Annotated in this window: 11 protein-coding genes; 5 read left to right on the top strand and 6 right to left on the bottom strand. The window is 36.5% G+C overall.

The window, feature by feature from the left end; genetic code table 11:
- Nucleotides 1–30: 30 nt before the first annotated feature.
- The 6 genes from BGO84_RS06535 to BGO84_RS06510 are packed head-to-tail and all read right to left on the bottom strand — an operon-like array spanning nucleotide 31 to nucleotide 12512.
- On the bottom strand, nucleotides 31–1734 hold the full coding sequence (locus BGO84_RS06535) for an endo-1,4-beta-xylanase (protein WP_291028540.1): 1704 nt from the start codon (nucleotides 1732–1734) through the stop codon (nucleotides 31–33).
- Nucleotides 1735–1750: 16 nt separating this feature from the next.
- Nucleotides 1751–2779, bottom strand: coding sequence for a DUF5627 domain-containing protein (locus tag BGO84_RS06530; RefSeq protein WP_291028539.1), 1029 nt, complete (start codon nucleotides 2777–2779; stop codon nucleotides 1751–1753).
- Nucleotides 2780–2812: 33 nt separating this feature from the next.
- Nucleotides 2813–4585, bottom strand: coding sequence for a RagB/SusD family nutrient uptake outer membrane protein (locus BGO84_RS06525; protein WP_291028538.1), 1773 nt, complete (start codon nucleotides 4583–4585; stop codon nucleotides 2813–2815).
- Nucleotides 4586–4606: 21 nt separating this feature from the next.
- The gene (locus BGO84_RS06520) at nucleotides 4607–7435 is read right to left on the bottom strand and encodes a SusC/RagA family TonB-linked outer membrane protein (RefSeq protein ID WP_291028537.1); all 2829 of its coding nucleotides are present in this window, start codon (nucleotides 7433–7435) and stop codon (nucleotides 4607–4609) included.
- 27 nt (nucleotides 7436–7462) lie between these two features.
- Nucleotides 7463–9367: a RagB/SusD family nutrient uptake outer membrane protein gene (locus BGO84_RS06515; protein WP_291028536.1), complete on the bottom strand. Its 1905-nt coding sequence runs from the start codon at nucleotides 9365–9367 to the stop codon at nucleotides 7463–7465.
- 13 nt (nucleotides 9368–9380) lie between these two features.
- On the bottom strand, nucleotides 9381–12512 hold the full coding sequence (locus tag BGO84_RS06510; RefSeq protein WP_291028535.1) for a TonB-dependent receptor: 3132 nt from the start codon (nucleotides 12510–12512) through the stop codon (nucleotides 9381–9383).
- A 767-nt stretch (nucleotides 12513–13279) separates the two neighbouring features.
- Here BGO84_RS06510 and BGO84_RS06505 point away from each other — a divergent pair.
- The 5 genes from BGO84_RS06505 (at nucleotide 13280) to BGO84_RS18725 (ending at nucleotide 16403) form a co-directional block, all read left to right on the top strand.
- Nucleotides 13280–13447, top strand: a complete 168-nt coding sequence (locus tag BGO84_RS06505) for a hypothetical protein (RefSeq protein WP_291028534.1) — start codon at nucleotides 13280–13282, stop codon at nucleotides 13445–13447.
- The gene (locus tag BGO84_RS06500; protein WP_291028533.1) at nucleotides 13422–13634 is read left to right on the top strand and encodes a transposase; all 213 of its coding nucleotides are present in this window, start codon (nucleotides 13422–13424) and stop codon (nucleotides 13632–13634) included. Before BGO84_RS06505 ends, BGO84_RS06500 begins: the two co-directional genes overlap by 26 nt.
- A gap of 1342 nt (nucleotides 13635–14976) precedes the next feature.
- Entirely contained in the window at nucleotides 14977–15741 is a 765-nt protein-coding gene (locus BGO84_RS06495; RefSeq protein WP_291028605.1) for an IS5 family transposase, read from the top strand.
- A gap of 26 nt (nucleotides 15742–15767) precedes the next feature.
- Nucleotides 15768–16301 (top strand): TolC family protein, encoded by a 534-nt coding sequence (locus BGO84_RS06490; RefSeq protein WP_291028532.1) that lies wholly within the window; start codon nucleotides 15768–15770, stop codon nucleotides 16299–16301.
- A 15-nt stretch (nucleotides 16302–16316) separates the two neighbouring features.
- On the top strand, nucleotides 16317–16403 hold the full coding sequence (locus BGO84_RS18725; RefSeq protein ID WP_366246696.1) for a hypothetical protein: 87 nt from the start codon (nucleotides 16317–16319) through the stop codon (nucleotides 16401–16403).
- Nucleotides 16404–16546 lie beyond the last annotated feature (143 nt).

Genomic DNA, 16546 nt, shown 5'->3' with positions numbered 1-16546 from the left:
TCTAAGTCTGATCTAAATTCTCAATCTTCATTATTTCCCTGCTAGTCCGCTAGCAAAACCTGGATAAGTATATTTACGATTATATCCTGTATCCCATAATCCTACATTTGTACTAGACTGTACAGGTGATATGGTGATGCCATAATGTTTTCCATCAGGTATAAGTGCATAATATTGACTAATGATCTGTTTGTAGTAATCCGAAACAGCTTGAAGTTGCTCGTAAGTCAGATTAGCCGGATTAATTGTGTTTCCATTTGCATCCACTACTTTCAACTCCAATCCGGAAATACGAATATATTTATTGGTTGCACCCAACAGAGTGAACAGCTTGACTACATTTGCTTTATTATCGGCTTGTACTAACGCATCAAGAGAATAAACCAGATCTAATTTAACACCGATACCATCAATCTTAGTCGTGCCATCGGCTTCCCACTGGGCGATCATTGCAATTAATCGTTCACACTTTTTGTTACTTTGGTTGAGCAAGTCTGTTTCATTAACAAATAACTTTAAGGCTTCTCCCCCACCATACTCAGCATAGTACTGACGAGCATATTTAGCCAATATCCGGGCATAATTATCACCTAAAACATCGGCCAAATACAGCTTAGTATCATCTGCTTCACTCTCGGTTGTTCTTAGCTTATAGACAGCATTGTCAGACATCGGCTCATTCATCAAATTCCATGAGGATACAGACTCGGCAGAAAACTCCATGATACCGGAAATCCATGTATCAAAAGCATTATCGATAATTTCGGCTCTTTCTTCCGGTGTTCTAACAACAGCTCCGTCTTCGTATTCTATGGTAATATTATCTATGTAATAGAAGCCAGAACCTGTTGCAGAACCTATAGTGAGAACAAACTCGTTTAGACCTTTTTCTGCAGTAGTCAAATTGAGAGCTGAAATATCCAATTGGATAGCACTTCTACCCCAATCGCCATTAGGACATCCAAAACTGGATGGAGACCCATAATGTGTTAAACTATTGTTATTGATTGCCAATCGCATCCCCTGACCATATAGGCCACTACTACCATCGGCATTAAAATCGATAATTACTTTTCGGCAATCATTCAATGTCAAGCCTGCTGGTAATTGTATGTTAATTTTAGGGAAAGACTGATTGGCCTTTTCTGTTGTATTACCTACCAGCAAGACATTACCTGATATGCCTTTAGGATCGTTTACTACGGTAGCAGTACTATTGCCTGTCATCGAATAAGAAGTCCCTAGCGCATCCGACTCGAAATCTACTAATATCACTCTCTTCATTTCACCAACAATATCGGCTATAGCATTGAGTAGATAAGTATTATTCTGTTGGTTATGCCACGACAGTGAACTGCCAAAAAGAGAAATTCCAGCCTCCTTAGCTGTTAAAACAAAACTTTTAACGCTGGATAAATTCATTGATCCGTCATTTAATACTACCCCAGCATGACTCATTAGATTATCAGTCAGAGTAATTTCATTAAAATTGGTCATAGCTAAGCTATAGGGCGTTTTTTGAGCAGTAAAGTCACTTGATACGATACTCATTCCTAACATAAAATTTGACTTGATGTTATAAGTGTCAAGTAAATCATAAGTATTTAGAGACTCTAAGTTTGTCACATCCTGTGGCTTTTCAACAGAAGAGTCTGACTTCTCATCAAGGTCTGCGCAAGAAACAAATAAAAAAGATGCTATCGCAATCAAAAATAATTTAGTTATATATTTCATGCTTATTTGTTTTTAATCATTTTGTTTCTACTGTAAAGTATTCGGGCACTATACCTCTATTTTTAACAACTAATGTATCTTTAGTTGCATATTGAGTATTCAGATTCTTAAAATTTACATTATAGTCCAGGTAAAGAGCATCACAATCTTTACCTCCAATACTATTCTTTTCCCCTTTAGATACAAATTTGCCTGAACCAGAAATCTCATACGAATCGGAATTTCCACTCACATTGCACGTACCATCATCAGCAAAAGTTATAAGCAAATCATAATCTACAGTATGTCCATTACTGTCTTTTATGCTTAATGGCAGAGTACATTTAGTTAACGAGCCTGTGGTAATATTAACCTCTTCGTCATTCTCCACATATTCTTTATGGCGAACATTCGTTGATACTACTCCAGTAGTAGTAATCTGATCCACACCTCTTCTTAAATAATTAGCATGCCAAGGATTGACATATTTGACCGCACAGAGAACAAAGTCTTTAGGTGCTATAGTCCAATCATCTTTTATACAGCGATTCGGATTTACAACCTGAGGCTTCCCTCGAAGAATAGAATCACCACTATTTACATTAGTCATTACCAATGGTATTACATAGGTAGCTACCAGAGATTTGGGGTCTGCAAAAAATGCATCGGTAAACTCAACCTCTACTCCGCCCGACTCTGCACCAGAAGGAATTATAATTTGATTAGAAGCCAGCTTGTAATATGATGATGGCATCGGTATAATCTTACCACCTCCCGCAAAATAGAGATTATTGCACAATGATTCGTCTACTATGAAATCTATTACTCTATCTTTTTTATTCGAATAAACCCCTCCCATTGCCGCTTTAATTTTTATTTTATGCTCATTATCAATGGTATTATCTACATACAAATCTTCGCCTAGTTCTATTGTACGTACATAATACTGACTGCCAAAATAAACTGTTTGGTAATCATAATCGGGAAATTCAATATCTTGATTCTCGCACGATACAAACAAAGTACCGATAAGCGTCAGCCATATATATATTCTATTTATTTTCATATCTATTTTCATTTAATTTGTTACGACACATTCTTACCAACCCTCATTTTGGATAATCTTGTTATACTTCAAGGTTTCTGAATAAGGAATAGGACCGTAATACATATAATCTTTGTATGCACGTTCTTCTACATTCAAAGGGGTATATACGTTGTTATTCACATCTACTCCACGAGCAGTTTCTGTAAGGCTTATTCCCCAACGGCGTATGTCCCAAAAACGGAAATTTTCGAAGCAAAGTTCTAGGCGACGCTCGTTACGGATTAGTTCACGCATTTTGTTCTTGTCTGCTTTACATTCTTCCAAATATGGATCAGAATTACTTGTTCCAACTCCAGCTCTTGTACGAATAGCTTTGATTATGTCATAAGCAGAATAGTCATGGCTACCTTTTCCTACAGGGCCCCAAGCTTCGTTAGCAGCTTCGGCATAATTCAGAAATATTTCTGTATAACGGATTCGCGGATCATAATGAGTTTTACCTGATATAGATGATGGTGTACGGTTTACATCCATACGTAAACGTTTCTTCATATAATAACCAGTTCGAGTTGATGTCTCTTGCACATTTATTCCATCATTTGTACCTGAAGTACTACCTGTCAGTATTATACTATTGTTAACCCCTGCTTTACTTCCATTGTAAATTATATACAAATCGAGACGCGGATCTCTTCCTGAGTAGGGATTAGAAGCATCATATCCGCTTTTTGAAGGGTCAGCATAATTAATAGGATAACCATTCGCCATAGGGAAAGCATCTACCAAATTTTGAGTAGGGTTCATATATCCATTTCCGAATAGTGTTGGTGGAAAATTTTGTTCTTCCTGAGAAGAATTATTTGTTGACAAGTTATTACGCCAAATAATTTCCGGAGGGTTAGAGCCTTCACTCAAACCATCAATCTCACTTGCATTTGCATAATAAGTATGCCCGTTAGTCGCAGGTTTACCTCCTGCATAGTTAATAACTTCCGCAGCATAATCAGCCGCATTTGCCCATGTAGTTGTATTGGAAGCATCCTGAAAAGCTGGACTAGCTGCGAGAAGAGATACCTTAGACCTAATAGCTTTAACAATCAACCCATTGCATAATTGACGAGCATTCACCCCCATCGCACGATTATATAGCCCCTCATCGGTTGTTATAGTCCTGTATTTTTCAGGGATCTGATCTGGCGATGTCATATTATTGTATTCCATAGGTAAAAGTTCTTGGGCTTTATTCAGATCGTCATATATTTGCTTCATACAATCTTCAAATGTTGCACGAGGCATATTGAAATCGGAGTCTGATGGTAAGAACTCGGTAACAAGAGGTACACCCAACAATTGTCCATCCGTTGCATATCCTGCATGGTTACGAAGCAACAAATACATATGATAGGCACGGATTCCATATGCTTCTCCTTTCATACGCATACGCATCAAAACATTAACCTCTTCGCTACTGTTCACAAATGAAACTCCGTCAACATAATTGAGGAACATATTAATATTAAGAATTGCATAATAACTATCATTCCAACGATTGAAAGGATTGTTTTCTGCAGTCCAGGAACCGGTAGCGGCCTTGAGATACCCATTACTCTTCTGATTGGTTACTGCATCATCAGTAGCATAATCGGTATTATCATAATATCCCGGAATCCTTGAGTAAGCATTCAGTAGGAAACTTTGTGCAAAATCGGGTTCGGTATACATATCTGATGGTTCTTTGAAATTGTCATTAGCCGGGGAGAATAAATCATCACAGCTTGAAAACATCAAAGTAATCATTAAAATAAGGAATATATTTTTTTTCATATTCATCCAGTATTAAATAAATTAGAAAGAAGCCTTGAAACCGATATTAAAAAAACGGCATTGAGGAGGGGTTCCGACATTCGTTTCCATATGTTTACGTTCTTTAGATATTATCAACAGATCATCAGCATTAGCATATACACTTAAGCCGTTAACAAAAAAATCGCCTAAAGCAGATTTTGGAAAATCGTATGTAACCTGTATTCTTTTCAGGTCGAAACGGTTTGCTTTATACATCCAGAAAGTAGAATTCCTGAAGTTGTTACTATTATCTGTTGTTGTTAATCGAGGATATGTCGCTGTATTTTTAGTTTCTTCTGTCCAGCGTCCCAAAACGATGTCAGAGTATTTGCTACTACCTCTTACCCAATAGTAAGAATTATCCTTAAATCCGATAGCTCCTGACTGTCCTGAACCCATAGCAAAGAAGGTAAACCCTCTCCATTTCAGTGTGAGATTCAGTCCGTAAGTAAATGGCGATGCAGCCCATCCGTTATGTCCTAAATCTACTTGGTCTTTCGAGTCAATTATACCGTCATTATTCACATCCTTATATTTAATGTCGCCCGGCTGTACAGTTCCGAATGTCTGTAGAGCATGATTGTCAATATCAGCTTGATCTTGGAAAAAACCTTCACTGATATATCCCCAATATGAATCAATAGCTCTACCTGTACGATTTTGATAATCATCCTTATAAGCTTCAGCCCTACGAGTAGCCTCGGTTGAAAGATACATTCCAGTAAAGCCAAGAGCGACATCCACTTCTCCTATTTTTTTGTTTAAGTTTAACGAGAAGTCCATCCCCGTACGCTTGTCATTATTATAATTAATATAAGTTAAGAAGTTACTATAATATGAAGGATAGAGGCTTTCTTGAGCCTGAGTCAATATACCTTTAGTGTTTTGTGTAAAATAATTAGCATCTAAAGAGACCAATCCATTTAGCATTGATGTATTGAGACCAATACGCAAATCCTCTCTCGTGATAAAATCTAAGTGAGGATTGCTCCCTCGTGCAATTACATACTGCCATCCGCCTTGTCCGGCATCACGCCATTGATACCACACACCTTCTGCACCATATCTGTAATACGATTTATATAGATAGTAGTCTGATATACCAATATCCTGATGTAGTTTTCCATAGGACGCGGTCAATTTCAGATCGTCTATAAATGAAACTCTATCCTTAAAGAAGTCTTCCTCGCTCAAACGCCAGCCTATCGTAAATGTAGGAGAAAATGCAGTACGATTTTCAGATGGCAACATAGCGGAATGTACCACGGCACCAGTAAAATCAAGATAATATTTTTGCATATAATTATATCCTGCCTGGATTCCTAGATTTACATTGCTTACACGGTGATAATCACTACTAGCCTCGCTACCCCCTTCATTAACGTCATTACTTCTGGAGTTTTGTTGCTGATATCCCCATCCTATTAGTGAGCCGTTTACATTATGAACTCTGTCAAAGGTCCGTTTATAATCAAACTGGGCTCTGAATGACATGGTTTGTGTATAGTAAGTAGTTGCTATCACTTCATTTGTAGAAGGTTTATCAATATTATACTTGGTTAATCCGGTAATCAGATCCTGACCATTAATATTAGACCAAGTAGGTTCGTATACAGCATATTGCTCACTCCATACTTCCGAATAATAATCTGTATAATCTATACTGAAAGCGGTTTTGAAAGTTAGACCCTGAAGAATGCTTTTTAAATCGGCACCGACACCTACATTAAATTGAAATGTACGATTTCGACCTTTCAAATAACCACCAGCAAGCATATCGGCAAAGGCATTGGTTTGAGTTGCAGAAGTCCCTCCAAAAAGATATTTTCCATCAATCAAATGTCCGCTATTTGAGACAATTGTCTGTAGCGAACTATTGTTAGGATCAATCATATTAATAGGTATCAATGGTGTTATCCAATTGGGACGCAAAGTCGCAGCCTGTCCCCAAAAGTTACCATTTCCGCTGTAACCGTCGGCAATAATAACAGCAGCATCAGCTGAAGCTGTGAGCCAATCGGTTAGATTCATATCCACATTCGAACGTAATCGGAAAGTAAGTGTGTTGTCTTCTTTCTTTTCTCCATACTTTATCAAACCATTTTCGTAAGTCATTCCGAAATTGGAGTAATAACGTGCTTGCTTATTTCCTCCACTAATTTCACCTATTACATCCGATTTATTATACGCTTTTTTCAGATAATCGGAACTATAAAAGTTTAAATCCGGGTAACGGTAAGGATTTGACCCAGATACGGTATTATAAATCGTAGATTGGCTATACCTTTGCGAAATACCGTCATTACGACAAGCCTCATTGTATAAAGACATATACTCACCGGCACTTAAATAAGTAGGATAAGCTTTAGGTACATAAAATCCTGTATTGGCTCGAACATCAATTGACAAAGGCTGCTCAACACCTCTCTTCGTTGTAATCAGAACAACTCCTTGAGCAGCTTTACTACCATAGAGAGCTACTGCACTTGCGTCTTTCAACACACTCACAGACTCTACCTGGGAAGAATGTAGCGTCCATTGGCTGCGAGGAACTCCATCTACCAAGATCAGAGGTGATTGCCCCCAAATGTTACCATTATACCCTCCCACAATACTTTGAATTGCATCGAGAGAATATGTAGAATAGCTTTTCTTCGTTAAATCGACTACGTTAACAGATGAAATAGCTCCAATAATATCCTTCTTGGCCAGCTTTCCAAAAGCAACATTTACAAGGCTGTCCTTTCCTTCCTGTGCCTGTGTACTGCCCATATTTAGCATGTACATGACAAAAAATAAAAAGCCTATATTTATTATCTTTTTCTTCATTTTAAAATCGATTAAATTAGTCCGTTATTACCATCCCGGATTTTGCGAAAATTCTGGATACATAGTCACATCATCCAACAAAAAAGGAAACCAATAATGTTTTTCACCGAATTGTCTTTCATGCAAAACTTCTTCCTTCAAGTTTAGTACGCGAGCATTTATAGGATCAGCAAATACCTCCTTGTCTGGCAGACCTCGGTCAAAGTAGACGGCTGTTTTCAAAGTATAAGGTTTTACCAATAAAAGCATCCATCGACGCAAATCTGTAAAGCGGTGACCCTCAAAAGATAATTCGACAGCACGTTCGCGACGAAGTTCGCTCATGAAACTTTCTGTACTACCTAAAAATTTGCTATTAATAGGATCTACACCTGCTCTATTCCGGATTTTGTTTACCGCATCCACTGCTGTAAGATTGTAAACTCCGGCTTTACTTTGAGGAGATCCATACCCATAAGCTACAGCTTCTGCATACATAAGATATACATCGGCTAGGCGCATGAGACTTAAAACCATACAGTTATTATCTATATACCCCTCCCATGAATTGCTGTATTTAGATATGTACTTGGACTGCATATATCCGGTAAATACAGACTTGGCTTTATTAAGCGGATCACTTCTGAAGCGTCCAGCTGTATAAAGGCTTGCATATTGTTGTTCGGGGTTATTTGACACTCTTGATCCATCTAAAACACATTTTTCGCCATCTATCATTATGTCATGATAGAAACGTGGGTCTCTACCTTTCCATGGATATTCAGGATCATACCCCGACGCGGCATCTTTCTTTGTTAGATCGGGGATAGGAAGACCGTTGGCCATACCATAAAGATTAACATAGTTAGCAGTAGGATAACATTTTATACCTGAGTTTATCAAGCTAGGCGGACGATAATCGTTTGCCTGATTCCATCTGAATCGACCTGATGACTGTATTAGGTTCTCATAAAAGATGGCTTCTTTCAATCCTGGTAGTTTACCACTCTGATTATAAGTATAGAACAGTTGTGTATATTCGGAAAATTTCGCCAATTCATAACGACCAGTCTCTTCACATATCTTCAAAGCCTGAGCTAATGCATCGGCAGCTTTTTTACAGTATTCAGTATTGTAAGCACTACTACCTCCCGATACTTTATTCATCAACGGGCTTCCTGCCCAAAGGTAATTTTTACCTAAATAAGCTAAAGCCATTACCTTATTAATACGGATATTATTATTTCCCAGAGTAGCTTTTCCGGCTGTTGTTTCATCCCAATTCACAGGAAGTAAATCCGCTGCTTTCTGAAAATCTGCTGCTGCTTTTTCGGCAGTTTCCTGATAAGTCAGTCGTGGAAGATTAAATACTGTGTTTGAAGCTAATGCTTGATCAATATAAGGAAGTCCCCCCCAATACTGCATCAGCATAAAATGAAACCATCCTCTGAAAAAATACAACTGTCCGGCTATAAGATTTTTTTCTTCCTGCGTAGCTTCAGTCATTAATTCTAAATTAGCAATACCTACATTAGCTTTACGAATTGCCATCCAGGATAAGCCCCATAGATTTCCTTTTCCATCTTTAACTGCATCATTATCGCTGTTGTAACTGTTTGGATTACCTCCAGTCTTAAACCAAGAATAAGCTGCTGTTTCCCATGCCCAATAGTTTCCTTGGTCAAACTGATTTGCACACAAACGCTGTTCGGCTGGCTCCCAGTATTCATCTTCTCCATAATTCCAACAGTTGTGGTAATCTTCAGCTGTTATAACTGGAATATGGTTATATAGATGTTCAACAAAACCCTGAAAGTTGGTAAAGTTTTTATAGACATCTTTAGAATCAATCTCCGACTGAGGTGCCTGGTCTAAATAGTCAGCACATGAATACAGCACCAAAGCACTCATTACCAACGTCATAAAAAACATTTTGTTAAAATATTTTTTCATCTCTTATATTCTTTTAAAAAGTTATATCAATACCCAAGTTGAATCGTCTCATCGTAGGATATGCACCAAAGCTTCCACTTCCACTAAAATTAGATTCGCGGTCGTCAGGCATATTAGTCCACAGATATAGATTATCTCCATTCAGATAGAGCCTTAGCGAAGACACACCTAACTTCCTTACCGATTTGTTGGTAAAAGTATAGCCTATCTCCGCATTCTTCAATCGCAGATAAGAAGCATCGTATATATAGCGAGTTCCATTAGCTCCTTTAGGTGCTGAAGTATTGTAACGAGGCATAGGGATTTCTCCCGAACCATCCTTACTCCAGTAAGTGCCTTCTACATAAGCGACATTAGAGGAGGAGTGAAAAGTTGGAAAATCAATTACACGTGACACATTGTTGACTCCATAAAACATAACACTAGCAGAGAACCCTTTCCACTCTACTCCTAGACTTGTACTATATGTATTCTGAGGAGTACTGGAATACTGATAGGGTGCCTGATCATCGTCTGTAATTTGTCCATCACCATTAAAGTCTACGATTAGATAATCGCCAGGGAGTTTACTTCCATTATTTGTATCAGCCACCGGGCTTCCATACAAGTCATCCCATGAGTTGATAAATCCACCATCAATGAAGGATGAGGTCTGATTTATTGCATATCCGGCTCTTCTACGATATGCAGCTTTTAATATAGGGTCGTCGGCAAATATTATCTTATTGGTAGCATGTGTCATATTCGCATTCGCCCATAAACGGAGTCCATTACTAAATACATGGTTAAGCTTTAGCGACAGTTCATACCCTTGACTTTTTACTTCACCCAGATTTGCCATTGGAGCCGTTGCACCAAAATAGGAAGGGATAGCTCGATCATCTCCGGCAACCAATATATCGGAACGTTTATCTTTAAAGAAATCAGCCGAACCGGAAACTAATCCGTTGAAAAATGAATAGTCAATGCCGAGATTTTGCTTTTCTACAGTTTCCCATGATACATTTTCGTTCCCCAATGAACTAATGCGGTAAATACTATATGGTGTATTCGCTGGTACAGTTCCCATAACCACATTTCCTCCGTATACCCATTGATCTTGATAAAGCCAACGTTTATCCACATTATCATCTCCAATCTTACCATATGAAGCACGGATTTTTAACATATCAAAGATTTTCAACGATTTCATAAATTTTTCCTCACTAAGCATCCATCCTATCGAGTACGATGGAAAAAAAGCAAACCGATAATCTGGCCCAAATTTCTCAGATCCATTATAAGCACCATTGACTTCGGCAAAGTATCTCATTGCGTAATTATATGTGGCACGGAAAACCCAGTCTTCTCGGAAATGGTAGAATTCACTACCCGTCGCCCATTTTTCACGACTAAAAAGCCCCATTAAACCAATATCATGATTACCAAACTGACGGGCATAGTTCGTCTGCAACGAATAGTATACTTTACGATAATTTAATCTCTTATTAACTGTACCTGCTTGGGTAGACCATTTGATTGACTCTTTAAAATCTTCACCACGCTCATATATTATATCTCCACTTTCGGGATTCACCCACATTCGATGCAAGTAATTATATTGGTCATTAATACCACGACCTTCCTCTACAAATGTATTATCGAGAGAAATATTTGCTCTTACACTCAAACCTTTTGTTAACATGTTCAGATCCTGAGTAAGTATGAAGTCTGTATTAATTTGAGTATTTGTTCTCTTTTCTATCCCTGATGTCGCTAAAGAAGCAACAGAGTTAGGCACATCTGCATTTCGCGGGTCATAATATCCATACAAACCAGTTGAATAAATAGGACGCATAGCATCTGGTGCTGTGCGATAAGCTGATGCCCAATAGCTTTGATCCCCCGTCTGGGCACCCCAAGGTAATGTACGTACCCCATTAGACCCAAATAAGTTGGTAGAGAATTTGGTAGTGCTTGTCAGATTGAAATCCAGGTTACTACGAAAGTTTAACCGATTGTAGCCATAACCAGAGTTATACCCCCTGTTGTTCTCGAAAGTCTTAAACAAATCTCCTTCATGTACAAAGTCTACAGCTGCAAAATAAGATACGAATTTAGAGCCTCCAGACACATTTGCACTTAAATTGTAAGATACTGCGTAATCTTTAAATAGTTCATCAACCCAGTCTACATTCGGATACCGATCCCATTCTTCGGCATTTGCCGGATTACGATACTTATCTATAATCGCCATTGGCTTGTAGTAACCCCAGGCTGTAGGAGATATTCCCATCTCACGCTCCAATACTCTGTTCTTCAATAAAAATGTATCATATGCATCCAGCTTTTCGGGTAATTTAGATGCTACTTTTACTGTAGTATTTACCTTTATTTGAACCTGAGCTTTTCCTTCCTTTCCTCGTTTAGTCGTAATTAGTATGACTCCATTAGCTCCTTTCACTCCATATACAGCCGTAGCCGAAGCATCTTTTAGAACCGAAATTGTTTCTACCGAGGAAATATCTACAGTGTTCATGGGACGTTCTATACCGTCAACTAATACCAAAGGATCACTATTATTCCACGAACTTTGTGCACGGATAATAATTTTTGGATCTTCGTCTCCTGGCATACCGGTGGAAGCTGTAGTTACAACTCCCGGCAGATTACCAGTCAAAGCCTGGCCTAGACTCGAAACTCCTCCTGCACGTTCTAATACTTTTGCATTTGTTTGTGTAATAGCTCCTACAACACTTGCTTTTTTCTGCTGGCCATATCCAACAATAACGGTCTCAGTAAGCATAACAGCATCATCTTCTAATTGTACTGAAACGTGTGTTTGATTCTGAATCTCTACTTCCTGTGCCTTCATTCCTATATAAGAAACAATAAGGGTTTGTTTGCCAACAGGCACTTCCAGCGTGAAAGATCCATCTTCTTCGGTAAACGTACCAATAGTTGTGCCTTTTACAGCAACTGTAGCTCCTATAACAGGATTCTTCTCTTCTAATACTACTCCCGTCAACATTCGTTTGTTTTGAGCAGATAAATCAGAGAAAGGCCATATCAGTAATGAAAATAAAAATCCTATCACCAACATTTTCTTCCGATCTCGCAAAAAGAAAAAAACTTTATGATTGCATTCTTTGTTGTGTTTTTTCATTCTTTTTTGTTTATTAAAATGTTTACTTTTCTACTTTCTGATAAAATAAATTTTCTGGAAGCTCTATCCCCTTTATAGAAGTCCCCAGATTAACACAGATTAACTATTGTCATTGAATTCATTCATGGTTATTGATTTTTAAGGTTAGACATTATTATATAAGTACTTGAATTTGCTATTTTTATAAAATACGCGGTATATTTTTATTATTGTATAAATTTGAGGTTAGACATTTGTGTATTAAATTATTCATATTTATCACAGGTATAAAAATAACTTGGTATAAGATTTAAACATATGGAATACTACAAAATTAAAACAAGCATATAGGAACACTCATTTTTATTGTATGCTATTGCTCGGATAAACGTCTTACCATAGCCGAAAGAGTCGCATATCTTTTCCTTTTTGTCGCACAAACAAGATCTGGACAGTCATTTGTAAAAATAGCTTCAAACTCAATCTTAATCACATATAGGACTATTGTATAGCAGAGTAAAAACGAAAAATTGAATTATTACAATTAAGCCATGAATATTACTCGAGAAAAATAAGCAATAAAAAGCTAAACTTCAGACAAAGAAGAAATAGGCTCAGAATATAGTGTCAAAAAGGCAGAAATATTAGGTTATCAGCCTAACAACATAAAATTTTCAACGATAGAGTTTAAGGGAATCAATAAATAGAAACTATCTTAAATTGGAATAGTTCATTCGATAAGATATGTTTAATCCATGTAAATCGTTTTTTTAGAAAATGAGATATTTATGGACACACCGAAAGATTTTTCAAGTAAGGAATTTCTGAGTCTGTTCAAACCTCAGGAAGATGTTCAAGCCTTTATCAGTGAACTTCATGTAATAGCTTATGAGCAGATGCTTCAAAGGGAGATAGATTCTCATTTAGATTATGAGAAAAGTTCAAAAGAATATTAATACGGGAAATTCCTGCAATGGGAGTTATCCGAAGAAGATTCAGGGTAAGGATGGAGTATCCGTCATAGAAGTCCCTCGTGGCCGACAAAGTGATTTTGAGCCTGTTGCTGTACCCAAGCATCAAAGGCATGATTTATATATTAAGCATTTAGTCATTTCACTTTATGCCAAAAGTATGAGTGCATAGGATATAGAATCGCAGATACATGAGATTTACGGTGTTAATCTATCTACATCAGCCACTGAATGTCAGAACCATCCATCAAAAAGCCTATATCTGATAATGTGTGTGGATGGTATCGTCTTCAAAGTCCGATAAAATGGCAAAGTCATCAACAAGACTGTTTACCTATGTGTGGGATTTAATAATGATAGTTTTAAGGAGGTAGTTGACATGTAGATTGGTAAAATTGAATCAGCCTAATTTTGGATGGAAATCTTGACAGACTTAAAGAGGTGCTATTATTTTAAATCGCGCCAAATACCTCGAAGCTGGAATGGAGGCATAGTATCATTTTCTGATTATATTTAGAGCAGTTAGCAATTGATGTATCTGGAGTTTTAAAGGCCCCCCATTTAGTTGTCTGTCTATATTTTGATCTGATAATTCACCTATGGACTACAATCGATAAATTGACAAATTAAAAGAATAAAATAAGATTAGAAACCAATTGGGCAGGAAAATATATTTTCATGTTTTTGTGTTTTTATCCAAAACAACCCAATTAAACTTTTATTTTTTTTAATTACTGTATTCTGTTAACAATTGCAACCCCTATTTTTAAGTTAATTCTATTACAAATCATCAGCTAATCTCTTAAGATAGAAATACCAAAGATATTGTAATACAGACCTAGTATTTGTAGTATATAGTTCTTTTTTAAGCTTTCACGTATCAGATAGAATTATTACTTTGCGAGAATATTAGTCGTCTGCCTTTATAAACACAATAAGATTTGTTAACATATAATTTTCTATGAAATCTAAAATATGACTCACATAGATTCTATAACATATTGTTTTAAACAGAAAAAAACTTCATTAAATGACGTTGTTAATTATATTATAACTGCATTTATTATAATTCAGGTAATCTTTTTACCTGTATTTACAACGGATGAATTTATGTTTGGTGTCATAAGTGGAAAGACATCTGTTTTTTTTATCTCTATATTGATTATATTCTTTTTAATCTTGATAGAGTTTCTGTATAAAAAGTCTATTACCCTTGCAATATGTAATGTAGATATTTTTCTTATAATTACTGTTTGTTATGTTTTCATTAACTGTATCATTAAAGATGGGGCGGTTACCAATAGGGTTTTAGAGCTTCTAGGCTTGTGTTTTTTGTATTTATCATTTAGGATGATCAGACACAAACAGTTTATTCTAAGTAACTGTTTAAATTTTATTGGTTGCAATGTTTAGAAAGACAATAATAGGATTCAAACAGGCATAAAAACACTGAATATCAGTTGACTAATTGGTGTTTTATTCGTAAATTTAAGATTACCAAGTCTTTAAATAAAATCAATAAAACTTACCCAACCGATTTAACCGATACTCAGTGGAACACAATATTAGCGTATATTGATGATAATCGCAAACGGAAACATCCATTAAATGAAATTCTGAATGCAATCTTTTATTTATTGAAAACAGGATGCCAATGGCGTATGCTCCCCAAAGACTACCCTAAATGGGAGTTAGTCTATTATTACTATTGTAAATGGCGTGATGAAGGCACTTTTGAAGAGATACATGAATCCTTACGTTCTTTTACTCGTAAGAAAAGTGGTAAATTAGAATCGCCATCTTTCGCAATAATTGATTCACAATCAAGTAAGACCACTCGTAAAGGAGGTACAAACAGAGGTATTGATGGCGGAAAAAATGTCAAAGGCAGGAAGCGACATATTATCGTTGATTCTATGGGTTTATTGTTGGTTGTGGTTGTTCATGCGGCTAATCATCATGATTCTAAAGCGGCTTTCAAAATTATAGAATCTCTTAAATATCGATTCCCCCGATTGGTCAGGATAATTGCTGATGCAGGATACAGTGGTGAATTGGCTGATAATATTCAGATGTCGTTTGGGTGGATACTGCAAATTGTTATGAGAAAAGATTCTTCTAAGTTTGAAGTCCTTCCTAAACGATGGATTGTTGAAAGAACCTTCGCTTCGTTTGAATCATATAGAAGACTTTCTAAAGACTTTGAATATCATACTTATACGCAAGAAACAATGATACAATTTGCTATGATCAAGATTATGCTAAACAGAATTAAATGAAAAATTTAAACAGTTACTAAAGCAAATTGAGCATACAACAGGCCAATGAGAACTTAACTCAAGAGGTGATAAAACTTTATTTTTTAGCACAAACAACAGCTGAACAAAAACAAATCATAAAAGGAAATATTATCCGGACTGGACGTATTGCGAATATTACAAAAATACAAGTTGAGAATGGAATAAAGAAACAAGTTGACTATGATCGTATAAGCGTCGCTCTGGAGAATCTTCGAACACAGTTCGATAATACGGAAGCATTGCATCAACAACAGCTAAATATGGTAAAATACTTACTAGAGATCCCCACAGAGCAACAGATTGCATTAACAGATAGCGTCAGTATGCCCTTATTAGATTGCAATCCTGCAATAATATCTGATTTTTCAGAACATATTGATGTACAAATACTCAACCAAGAAAAAGACATTGCCAAATTAAAGGGAAAAGCCATCAAAAGCGAATATTTGCCAACCTTGTCTTTTACAGGGCAATTTACCTATCAAGGTTCGCGTGAACATTTCAAAGATTATTTCAATAGTGGATCTATGAAAAAATGATATAATTCATGCTATATAGGGATTAATCTCAGTATACCCATTTTTGACGGTTTTAACAGGAAATCAACATTAAATCAAGCAAAGATTGATTACCAAGACTAGGACATGAGGTTCATTTATAAAAGCTTCAACTTCTTTTTATATCTTTAATTGGCTTAAAAAATATTTTAGAATCTCCATAATGAACACTTTTGATAAAATTGTATATAAATGAAAAAACTAAAAAAAATTCAACCGGTAGTTTT

This window comes from Dysgonomonas sp. 37-18, assembly GCF_001899125.1.
Classification (GTDB): Bacteria; Bacteroidota; Bacteroidia; order Bacteroidales; family Dysgonomonadaceae; genus Dysgonomonas.
This window is presented reverse-complemented; position numbering and strand designations above follow the sequence as displayed.